Source organism: Myxococcus sp. RHSTA-1-4 (assembly GCF_020037125.1).
In the GTDB taxonomy this organism is placed as follows: Bacteria; Myxococcota; Myxococcia; order Myxococcales; family Myxococcaceae; genus Myxococcus.
Genome location: NZ_JAIQDG010000055.1, coordinates 1 through 11,872, shown reverse-complemented (window position 1 = coordinate 11,872; position 11,872 = coordinate 1). Strand labels below are relative to the sequence as shown.

At 71.1% G+C, this 11,872-nt stretch carries 1 protein-coding gene; it reads left to right on the top strand.

All coding sequences use genetic code 11. The features are described from left to right. Positions 1 to 11,872: non-ribosomal peptide synthetase (locus K8638_RS41525; protein WP_223760319.1), on the top strand; the 11,872-nt coding region annotated here is incomplete at its 3' end.

Genomic DNA, 11,872 nt, shown 5'->3' with positions numbered 1-11,872 from the left:
ATGGGTAACGAGACGGACAAGAAGCCCACGCTCACGCGCGAGGAGAAGCTCGCGCTCCTGGCGAAGCGACTGGAGAAGAAGCCCCGGCCGGCCCTGCCGCTGACGTTCTCCCAGCAGCGGATGTGGTTCCTGGAGCAGCTCTCGCCAGGGCTCCCGGCCTACAACCTGCCGATGGTGGTGGAGCTGTCTGGCCGCCTGGACGTGGCCGCCCTGGAGCGGAGCTTCCAGGAAGTGGCCCGCCGCCATGAGTCGCTCCGCACGCGCTTCGGTGAGGTCTCCGGCACGCCGGTGCAGTTCGTCGAAGCGCAGGTCCGGCTTCCCTTCGCCGTCGAAGCGGTGGAGGAAGCCTCCGAGGATGCGCGCGAGGCCGCGGTGCGGCGGCGCATCCAGCGGGAGATGGAGACGCCGTTCGACCTGGCGAAGGGGCCGCTGGCGCGCGTGGTGCTGCTGCGCGTGGCACCGGAACGGCACGTGCTGCTGGTGGTGATGCACCACATCATCTCCGACGGCTGGTCCATGGGCGTGCTGACCCATGAGGTGGTGGCGATCTACGGCGCCTTCGCCGAAGGCCGGCCGTCACCGCTGCCGGAGCTGCCCATCCAGTACGCGGACTACGCGGCATGGCAGCGCGGGAAGCTGCGCGGGGAGGCGCTCGACGCGCACCTGGACTTCTGGCGCAAGCGCCTGGAGGGCGCGCCGCACGAGCTGGAACTGCCCACGGACCGCCCGAGACGCTCGGCGACGGGACGGGCGGAGCAGCGCAAGGCCCGGCTCCCCGCGCTGCTGGCGGAACGGCTGGAGTCGCTGGCACGAGGGGAGGGCGCGACGCTCTTCATGGGCGTGCTTGCGGGCCTCCAGGCGCTGCTGTCGCGGTACAGCGGACAGAAGGACCTGCTCATCGGCGCGCCGTACGCGAACCGGGACCGGAAGGAGACGGAAGGGCTGATCGGCCTCTTCTTCGAACCCCTCGTGCTGCGCGCGAACCTGTCGGGACGGCCGAGCTTCCGCGAGCTGCTGCGGCGCGCGAAGGCGGGCACGGTGGAGGCGTTCGCGCACCCGCACGTCCCCTTCGAGCCGCTGCTGAAGGCCCTGGCGGTGGAGCGGGACCTGACGCGGGCGCCCATGTTCCAGGTGCTGTTCGGACAGCTCGACGCGCTGCCCCAGGTCCGCGAGGTCCCCGGCTTGCGCGTGAGGATGCTCGACGCCGACGTGACGAGCACGGAGCTGGACCTGACGCTGATGATGGCGCGAGGGCCGGAAGGCATCGCGCTGGCGGCCACCTACAACGCGGACCTGTACGACGCGGCCACCATCGAGGGGCTCCTCGGGCACCTGGAGGTGCTGCTCGACGCGGCGGTGGAGTCGCCGGACGGGGCGGTGGAAGCGCTGCCGCTGATGAGGGCGCCGGAGCGGAGCCGGCTGCTGGTGGAGTGGAACGGGGCGCACGAGGCGCTTCCCCTCGACGCGAGCATCCACGCGCTGTTCGAGGCGCAGGTGGAGCGGACTCCGGACGCCCCGGCGGTGGCCGCTGGCGGCCAGTCGTTGACGTACCGCGAGCTGGACGCCAGGGCGAACCTGCTGGCGCACCGGCTGCGGGGGCTCGGCGTGGGGATGGAGACCCGCGTGGCCGTGTGCGTGGAGCGCTCGGTGGAGCTGATGGCGGCGCTGCTCGGCGTCCTGAAGGCCGGTGGTGCCTATGTGCCGCTGGACCCGGAGTATCCGGCGGAGCGGTTGGGCTTCATGCTGGAGGACAGCGGAGCACGCGTGGTGGTGGCGCGTGGCGCGTTCCGCGAGAAGCTGGGTGACGCACCCGGGCGGGTGTGGCTGGACGTGGACTCGCTCCCGGCCACCGGTGAGGTGTCGAAGCCCGCGATGCAGGTGCCGCCCTCGGCGGCGGCCTATGTGCTCTACACCTCGGGCTCGACGGGACGCCCCAAGGGCGTGGTGGTGCAGCACCGCTCGCTGGTGAACTTCACCCGCGCGGCGTGGCGGGCCTTCCCGGTGGAGCCGGGAGACCGCGTGCTCCAGTTCGCCTCCATCAGCTGGGACACCAGCGCGGAGGAGATCTACCCGTGCCTCACGCGCGGCGGGACGCTGGTGCTGCGCACGCCGGAGATGCTGGACGTGCCGGATGCCTTCCTGTCGCGAGTCGAGGCGGCGGGTGTCACCCAGCTCAACCTGCCCACGGCCTTCTGGCACGAAGTCACCGCGAGCCTGGACGAGGGCAAGGCGCGGCTCCCGGCGGGTTTGAAGTGGGTGGTCATCGGCGGCGAGCGTGCGGTGCCCGAGCGCGTGGCGCAGTGGCGCCGCCGCGTGGGCAGTGCCGTGCCCCTGTTCAACACCTACGGTCTCACCGAGGTGACGGCAGTGGCCACCTCCGTGGACCTGGCCGCGTTGGCCTCCGGTCCGGAGGAGGCCGGGCGCGAGGTGGCCATCGGCCGGCCGCTGACGAACGTGCGCGTGTATGTGCTGGACGGCGAGCTGCAGCCGGTGCCGCCAGGCGTGCTGGGCGAGCTGTACGTGGGCGGCGAAGGCCTGGCGCGCGGGTACCTCTCCCGGCCGGAGCTGACGGCGGAGCGATTCGTGCCCGACCCGTTCGGGAACGGTGCGCGGCTGTACCGCACGGGCGACAAGGCGCGCTGGAGGCGTGACGGCACGCTGGAGTACCTCGGCCGCGGCGACACCCAGGTCAAGATTCGCGGCCACCGCATCGAGCCGGGTGAGGTGGAGGCAGCGCTGCTGGCGCAGCCGGGCGTGCGTGAGGCGCTGGTGACGGTGCGGGAGGACGCACCGGGGGACAAGCGGCTGGTGGCGTACGCGGTGCCCAGGGAAGGGAAGACGCTGGACGGAAGCGAGGTCCGCGCGGCGCTGGAACAGCGGCTGCCACGGTTCCTGGTACCGCAGGCGGTGGTGGTGCTGGAGCGGCTGCCGCTCCTGCCCAACGGCAAGGTGGACCGCAAGGCGCTGCCCGCGCCGGAGGCGGTGAGTGTGCCGCGGCGGGAGGCCTACGTGGCCCCTCGTACGCCGGTGGAGCAGATGCTGGCGGGCTTCTGGGCGGAGGTGCTGCGCCTGGAGTCGGTGGGCCTGCACGACAACTTCTTCGAGGTGGGCGGACACTCGCTGCTCGCGATGCAGCTCGTCGCGCGGGTGCGTGAGGCGTTCCGGGTGGACCTGCCACTGCGCGATGTCTTCGAGTCGCCCACCGTGGCCGCATTGGCGGAGCGGGTGGCCCGATCCGTGGCCGTCGCTGGAGTCCCGGCGCCGCCGCTGACGCGGAAGGCTCGGCAGGGGGATGCGCCGCTGTCGTTCGCGCAGCAGCGGCTGTGGTTCCTCGCACAGCTCGACCCGGGGAATACGTCCTACAACCTGTGGGCCCCTGTGCGGCTGACGGGTACCCTGGACGTGGGCTCGCTGGAGCGGAGCTTCGGGGAGCTGGTGCGCCGGCACGAGTCGCTGCGCACGGTGTTCCGCGCCGTGGGTGGCTCGCCCGTGCAGGGCATCGTCCCCGAGGGCCGCGTGCCGCTGGAGCTCGTGGACCTGGGCTCGCTCCCGAGCGAGGAGCGTGAGGCCGCGGCGAAGGCTCGCGCCGAGGAAGAGGTGCGGCGCCCGTTCGACGTGGAGCATGGCCCGCTGCTGAGGACGACGCTGCTGAAGCTGTCGGAGCAGGAGCACGTGCTGGTGCTGGTGATGCACCACATCGTGTCGGACTACTGGTCCATGGGCATCCTCGTGCGCGAGGTGGCCGCGATCTACGAGGCCTTCTCCCAGGGCCAGCCGTCGCCCCTGCCGGAGCTGCCCGTGCAGTACGCGGACTACGCGGTGTGGCAGCGAGAGTGGCTGAAGGGCGAGGTGCTGGAGGCGCAGCTCGCGTACTGGCGCAAGCAGCTCGCCGGGGCTCCCCGGGCGCTGGAGCTGCCCACGGACCGGCCGCGTCCGGCGACGCAGACGTTCCGCGGCGCGAACCGGCTGGTGACGTGGCCGAAGGCGCTCTGGCGTGACGTGGAGTCCCTCGGCCGCCGCGAGGGGGCCACGCCGTTCATGGTGCTGCTGGCGGCGTTCCAGACGGTGCTGTCGCGCTACTCGGGCCAGGAGGACGTGAGCGTGGGAGCGCCCATCGCGGGACGCTCGCACTCGGAGACGGAGGGCCTCATCGGCTTCTTCGTCAACACGCTGGTGTTGAGGACGCGGCTGGAGCCCCGGCAGAGCTTCCGCGAGCTGCTGGCGCAGGTCCGCGAGGTGACGCTGGGCGCCTATGCGCACCAGGACGTGTCGTTCGAGAAGCTGGTGGAGGAGCTGCAGCCGGAGCGGGACCTGAGCCGCGGCCCGCTGTTCCAGGTGACGCTCACGTTGCAGAACACGCCCGTATCCGAGGTCCGGCTGCGCGACCTCACGCTCAAGGGGATGGAGGCGGAGGAGAAGACGTCGAAGTTCGACCTGTCCCTGTTGGTGGAGGAGGTGCGGGACGGAGTCGTCGCGCTGGTCAACTACAACAGCGACCTGTTCGACGCCGGAACGATGGAGCGGATGCTGGGGCACCTGCGCGTGCTGCTGGAGTCGGCCGTCGCACGTCCGGAGCAGCGGCTGTGGGAGCTGCCGCTGCTGGACTCCGAGGAGCAGCGCCGGCTGGTGGGCGAGTGGAGCGGCAGACGGGTGGAGTACCCCCGAGAGAAGTCGCTGCCGGAGCTGTTCGAAGCGCAGGTGGCGAAGACGCCTGACGCGGTGGCGGTGGCGTACGAAGGCCAGTGGCTGACGTATGTGGAGCTGAATCGCTGGGCCAACCAGATCGCGCACCATCTGAGGGGCATGGGCGTGGGGCCCGAGGTGCGCGTGGGCCTCTGCATGGAGCGCTCGCTGGACATGGTGGCCAGCGTGCTCGGCATCCTGAAGGCGGGCGGCGCCTACGTGCCGCTGGACGCGAGCTACCCGCTGGAGCGTCTGTCCTGGATGAAGCGAGAGGCCGGAGTGGCCTTGCTCGTGGCCCAGGAGAAGCTGGCGGACGAGGTGGCCGAGGGCGGTGAGCCGGTCTTCTGCGTGGACTCGCAGTGGGAAGCCATCGTGCGCCAGCCGGAGAACAACCCTCCAACGCGGGTCGGCGGCGGCAACCTGGCCTACGTGATGTTCACGTCGGGGAGCACGGGCAAGCCAAAGGGCGTGGGCGTGCCGCACCGTGCGGTAGCGCGGCTGGTGCTGGGGGCGGACTACGCGCACTTCGGGCCGGAGGAGGTGTGGCTGCAACTGGCCCCTATTTCCTTCGACGCGTCCACGTTGGAGCTGTGGGGCGCGCTGCTGCACGGCGCGAAGCTGGTGGTGTACCCGGCGGGCACGCCGTCGCTGGAGGAGCTGGGGCAGGCACTGGAGGACTCGGAGATCACCTCGCTGTGGCTGACGGCGGCGCTGTTCGAGCAGATGCAGGCGAGGCAGCCCGAGGCGCTGGCGCGTGTGAAGCAGGTGCTGGCGGGTGGAGACGTGCTGCCGGTGGGGCGGGTGCGCGAGAGGCTCGCGGGCGGAGGAGTGCTCATCAACGGGTACGGCCCGACGGAGAACACGACGTTCTCCGCGTGCTACCGGATGGAGGTGCCGGAGGAGGTGGGCGCGTCGGTGCCGATTGGCCGGCCGATAGCGAATACGTCCGCGTACGTGCTGGATGCGAGCATGAAGCCGGTGCCGGTGGGAGTGCCGGGCGAGCTGTACGTAGGAGGCGAGGGGCTGGCGGTGGGGTACGTGGGCCGGCCGGAGCTGACGGCGGAGCGCTTCGTACCCAACCCGTTCGGCCAGGGTGAGCGCCTGTATCGCACCGGAGACGTGGTGCGATGGAAGGGTGACGGGAAGCTGGAGTTCCTCGGCCGGCGGGACGGTCAGGTGAAGGTGCGGGGCTACCGCATCGAGCTGGGCGAGGTGGAGACGGCGCTGACACAGCACGGCGGCGTCAACGAGGCCGTGGTCATCGCGCGAGAGGACGGCGCGGAGGGCAAGCGGCTGGTGGCCTACGTGACAGCGACGGAGGGGGCGGCACTGGATGCGGCCACCCTGCGTACACACGTGAAGCAGCGGCTGCCGGAGTACATGGTGCCGTCGGCGTACGTGGTGCTGGACGCGTTGCCACTGACGCCCAACGGCAAGGTGGACCGCAAGGCCCTGCCCGCCCCGGACTTCCAGGCCTCCAATCCGGTGAGTTTCGAAGCGCCGCGCACGGGGGCCGAGAAGAAGCTGGCGGCCATCTTCGCGGAGGTGCTGAACGTCAAGGACGTAGGCCTGCACGGGGACTTCTTCGAGCTGGGCGGGCACTCGCTGCTGGCCACGCAGCTCGTCTCCCGGGTGCGCGAGGCGTTCCAGGTGGAGCTGCCGCTGCGGGACGTCTTCGAGGCCCCCACGGTGGAGAAGCTGGCCCTCCGCCTGGGCGGAGAGACACAGGGCGAAGCACCGGAGCCCCAAGCGCCCGCCTTGGCACGGGTGCCGCGCACGGGCGCACTGCCGCTGTCCTTCGCACAGCAGCGCCTGTGGTTCCTGGACCAATTGGAGCCGGGCAGCCCCTTCTACAACATCCCGATGGCCATCCGGCTGTCGGGCTCGCTGGACGTGGACGCCCTGGAGCGCAGCCTCCGCGAGATGGTCCGCAGGCACGAGTCGCTGCGCACCACGTTCCGCACCGAGAATGGCGCGCCAGTTCAGGTCGTCTCCGAGCAGCCCGAGCTCGCCTTCGCGATTGTCGACCTCTCCACGTTGCCCTCGGGGCAGAGCGAGTCGGAGGTCCACAGGCTGATTCGCGAGGAGTCGCTCCGTTCGTTCGACCTCTCCAGCGGCCCGCTGCTGCGGACCCGCTTGTTGAAGCGAGCCGAGACGGAGCACGTCCTGCTGGCGAACATGCACCACATCGTCTCCGACGGGTGGTCGCTGGGCGTCATCGTCAGCGAGTTCGCCGCGCTCTACTCGGCCTTCCGTGAAGGACAGCCCTCCCCCCTGCCCGAGTTGCAGGTGCAGTACGCCGACTTCGCCGCATGGCAGCGTGCGTGGCTGGAGAGTGGTGCGCTCCAGCGGCAGCTCGACTGGTGGCGCCGGCAGCTCGAAGGCGCGCCCCAGGTCCTCGCGCTGCCCACGGACAGGCCCCTGCCCGCGGTGCAGACGTTCCGGGGGGCCAACCTCCCGGTGCGGCTGCCCCGCGCCCTCTCCAACGCGGTGAAGGCCCTGGCGCAGCGGGAAGGCGCCACGCCCTTCATGGTGCTGCTGGCGGCCTTCCAGACGCTGCTGTCCCGCTACTCGGGCCAGGACGACCTGGTCGTCGGCACGCCGGTGGCGGGCCGCAACCGCGCGGAGACGGAAGGCCTCATCGGCTTCTTCGTCAACACCCTGGCGCTGCGGGCCCATCCTTCTGGGGACAAGTCCTTCCGGGACCTGCTCGCGGAGGTCAAGGACACGGCCCTGGGCGCCTACGCGCACCAGGATGTGCCCTTCGAGCGGCTGGTGGAGACCTTGCAGCCGGCGCGCAGCCTCGGCCACTCGCCGCTGTTCCAGGTGATGTTCTCCTTGCAGAACACGCCCATGCCCGAGCGGGCGTTGCCGGGCCTCACCCTGAGCCCCATCGAGACGGAGCTCGGCGCGGCGAAGTTCTTCCTCACCCTGGCTCTGGAGGAGCTGCCGGACGGCTTCGCCGGAGTGTTCGAGTACAACTCCGATCTGTTCGACGCGGCCACGATCCAGCGCATGCTGTCGCACCAGCTCCGTCTGCTGGAGGCGGCGGTAACCGCGCCGGAGCGGCGACTGTACGACCTGCCGCTGATGTCACCGGATGAGCGGCACCAGCTCCTGGTGGAGTGGAACGACACCGCGGCCGACTATCCGCGCGAGACGCCAGTGCCCGCGCAGCTCGCGGCCCGCGCGGCGCGTTCGCCTGGGGCCGTGGCGCTCTGCTGGGACGGTGGGCAGCTCACCTACGCCGAGCTGATGCAGCGGGTTGAAGCCCTGGCCACGAGGCTCCGGCGGCTCGGCGTGGGGCCCGAGGTGCGCGTGGGTCTGTGCGCCCGCCGCTCGCCCGAGCTCGTGGTGGGCCTTCTGGCCATCCTCGAGGCCGGCGGTGCGTGGGTGCCGCTGGAGCCGGACGCTCCGCGGGAGCGCCTGGCGTTCATGCTGGAGGATGCGCGGCCGGCGGTGCTCCTCACGCAGCGGGCGCTGAAGGACGCGCTGCCCGCGCTCGTCGCCACGGTGGTGCTCCTCGACGACGAGATGCCTTCGGGAGAGGAGTCCAACCAGGGCCGGGCCTCGGGGCCGGCGCCCGGCAACGCCGCCTACGTCCTCTTCACCTCCGGTTCCACGGGCCGTCCCAAGGGCGTGCTGGTCTCCCATCGCGCCCTGGCGCGGCACACGGCCTGGTTCATCTCCGCCCTGGCGCTGGGCGAGGGAGACCGGGTGCTGCAGAAGGCCTCGCCGGGCTTCGACGCCTCCGTGCCGGAGCTGCTGGCCACGCTGGTGGCCGGGGCCCGGATGGTGCTCGCGCCAGCGGAGGCGGACAGCGACACGGAGGCCTTGCTGGCCACGCTGGAGCGCCAGCGGGTGACGGTGCTCCAGCTCGTGCCGTCGCAGTTGCGGCTCCTCCTGGAGGACGAGCACGTGGTGCGCGCGGCGGGCTTGCGCGTGCTGCTGTCCGGAGGCGAGGCCCTGGCCGTGGAGCAGGTCCGCCGCGTGCGGGAGCGGCTGCCTGCCACGCAGCTCATCAATGCGTATGGCCCGACGGAGACCACCGTCGACGCGACGGCCTGGCTCGGTGGAGACCCGGGCGAGGGCCCCACCGCGCCCATCGGCCGCCCCATCGCCAACACGCAGGCGTACGTGCTGGACACCCGGTGGCAGCCCGTTCCGGTGGGAGTCCCGGGCGAGCTGTTCATCGGCGGTGACGGTCTGGCTCGCGGCTACGTGGGCCGTCCGGAGCTGACGGCCGAGCGCTTCGTACCGGACGCGTTCGGCGGAGAGCCGGGGGCACGGCTGTACCGCACGGGCGACCGGGTGCGCTGGCGCACGGGGGGCACGCTGGATTTCCTCGGCCGAGTGGACGCCCAGGTGAAGGTGCGCGGCGTCAGGATCGAGCCGGGCGAGATTGAGGCGGCCCTGGGCGAACACCCCGCGGTGCGTGATGCGGCGGTGATTGCACGCGAGGACTCGACCGGGGGCACGCGGCTGGTGGCCTACGTGGTGCGGCGCGATGCCGCGACGGAGACGGCTTCCCTGGCTGGCGACCTGCGGACCTTCCTCGCCGGACGACTGCCGCCGGCGATGGTGCCCTCGGCGTTCGTCGTGCTGGAGTCGCTCCCGCTTCTTCCGAACGGGAAGCTGAACCGCAAGGCGCTGCCGTCTCCGGAGTCTGACGCCTCCGAGCGTGAATACGTCGCGCCGCGCACCCCCACGGAGGAGCTGCTGGCCGGCTTCTTCAGCCGGGTGCTGGGCGTGGAGCGGGTGGGCGTCAACGACGGGTTCTTCGAGCTGGGCGGGCACTCGCTGCTGGCCACGCAGCTCGTGTCGAGGGTGCGCTCCACGTTCCGCGTGGAGCTGGCCCTGCGGGAGCTGTTCGAGGCGCCCACGGTGGCGGAGCTGGCTCGGCGCGTGGACCTGGCCCAGCAGCGCCAGGGGGCACGGGAGGCGGTGCCTCGGCTGAAGGCGCTGCCTCGCACGCGTGAGCTGCCGCTGTCGTTCGCACAGCAGCGGCTCTGGTTCCTGGACCAGCTCCAGCCGGGGAGCGCGTTCTACAACGTGCCCTCGGTGGTGCGGATGGAAGGGCCACTGGACGCCCGTGCGCTGGAGGCGAGCTTCGAGGAGCTGGTGCGCCGGCATGAGTCGCTGCGCACGACCTTCCGCAACGAGGGCAGTGCGCCGGTGCAGGTCATCTCTCCGGAGCCGATGCTCGCCTTCGCGGTGGTGGACCTGGAGACCGTCCCGGAGACGTCCCGCGACGCGGAGACCCGGCGATGGATTGACGAGGAGGCTCAACGTCCTTTCGACCTGCGCAGGGGACCCCTTCTGAGGGTCACGCTCCTGCGCCTGGATGCGCGGACGCACGTGCTGGTGCTGGTGATGCACCACATCGTGTCGGACGAGTGGTCCATGGGCATCATGGTCCGTGAGCTGGCCGCGCTCTACGAGGCGCTCGCGCACGGCCAGCGGCCGTCTCTACCGGAGCTCCCGCTCCAGTACGGCGACTACGCGGTGTGGCAGCACGACTGGCTGAAGGGCGAGGTGCTGGAGACGCAGATCGCGTACTGGAAGCGGCAGCTCGAGGGAGCCCCGCGGGCCCTTGAATTGCCCACGGACAGGCCGCGCCCGGCGATGCAGACCTTCCGCGGCGCGATGCTGAACACGCAGTGGACGGAGGAGCTGTGGGGGGCGGTCAAGGTGTTGGCGCAGAAGGAGAGCGCCACGCCCTTCATGGTGCTGCTGGCGGCGTTCCAGACGGTGCTGTCACGGTACTCGGGCCAGGACGACGTGTCCGTGGGCTCGCCCATCGCGGGCCGCACGCGGGAAGAGACCGAGCGGCTCATCGGCTTCTTCGTCAACACGCTGGTGCTGCGCACGAAGCTCGATGGCAATCCCACCTTCCGGGAGCTGGTGGCGCGGGTGCGTGAGGTGACCCTGGGGGCGTATGCCCATCAGGACGTGCCGTTCGAGAAGCTGGTGGAGGAGTTGCAGCCGGAGCGGGACCTGAGCCGCAGCCCGCTGTTCCAGGTGACGCTGACCTTGCAGAACACGCCCGCGACGGAAGTCCGGGTGCGCGAGCTGACGCTCAAGGGCATGGACGCCGAGGAGAAGGCGTCCAAGTTCGACTTGTCGCTGCTCGTCTCGGAGCTGCCGCACGAGCTAGGCGTCGCGGTCAACTACAACAGCGACCTGTTCGATGCCGAGACGATGGAGCGGCTGTTGAAGCACCTGAGGGTGCTGCTGGAGGCGGCCGTCTCGAAGCCGGAGACGCGACTGGCGGAGTTGCCGCTGATGGGAGAGGAGGAGCAGCGGCGGCTGGTGCGGGAGTGGAGCGGCAAGACGGTGGAGTACCCGCGCGAGGCGGGCCTGCATGAGTTGTTCGAAGCCCAGGCGCAGCGGACGCCCAACGCGGTGGCTGTGGAGTACGCGGGCCAGGGGCTGACGTACGAGGAACTCAACCGGCGGGCCAACCAGCTCGCGCACCACCTGAGGGGAATGGGCGTGGGGCCCGAGGTTCGGGTGGGCCTGTGCGTGGAGCGCTCGCTGGAGTTGGTGGTGAGCGTGCTGGGCATCCTGAAGGCCGGAGGCGTGTACGTGCCGCTGGACGCCAGCTACCCGCTGGAGCGGCTGGGGTGGATGAAGCGCGAGGCCGGAGTGGCCTTGCTGGTGGCGCAGGAAAAGTTGGCGGAGGAAGTGGCCGAGGGCAGTGAGCTGGTGGTGTGCGTGGACGCGGATGCGGCCAGCATTGCGCGTCAGCCGGAGAGCACGCCTGCGGTGCGAGTCGGCGGCGGCAACCTGGCGTACGTGATGTTCACGTCGGGGAGCACGGGCAAGCCGAAGGGCGTGGGCGTGCCGCACCGAGCGGTGGCGCGGCTGGTGCTGGGGGCGGACTACGCGCACTTCGGGCCGGAGGAGGTGTGGCTGCAACTGGCGCCCATCTCCTTCGATGCTTCGACACTGGAGCTGTGGGGCGCGTTGCTGCACGGAGCGAAGCTGGTGGTGTACCCGGCGGGCACGCCTTCGCTGGAGGAGTTGGGCCGTGCGCTGGGAGAGGCGGGCATCACCTCGCTGTGGCTGACGGCGGCGCTGTTCGAGCAGATGCAGGCGAGGCAGCCCGAGGCGCTGGCGGGGGTGAAGCAGGTGCTGGCGGGTGGAGACGTGCTGCCGGTGGGGCGGGTGCGCGAGAGGCTCGCGG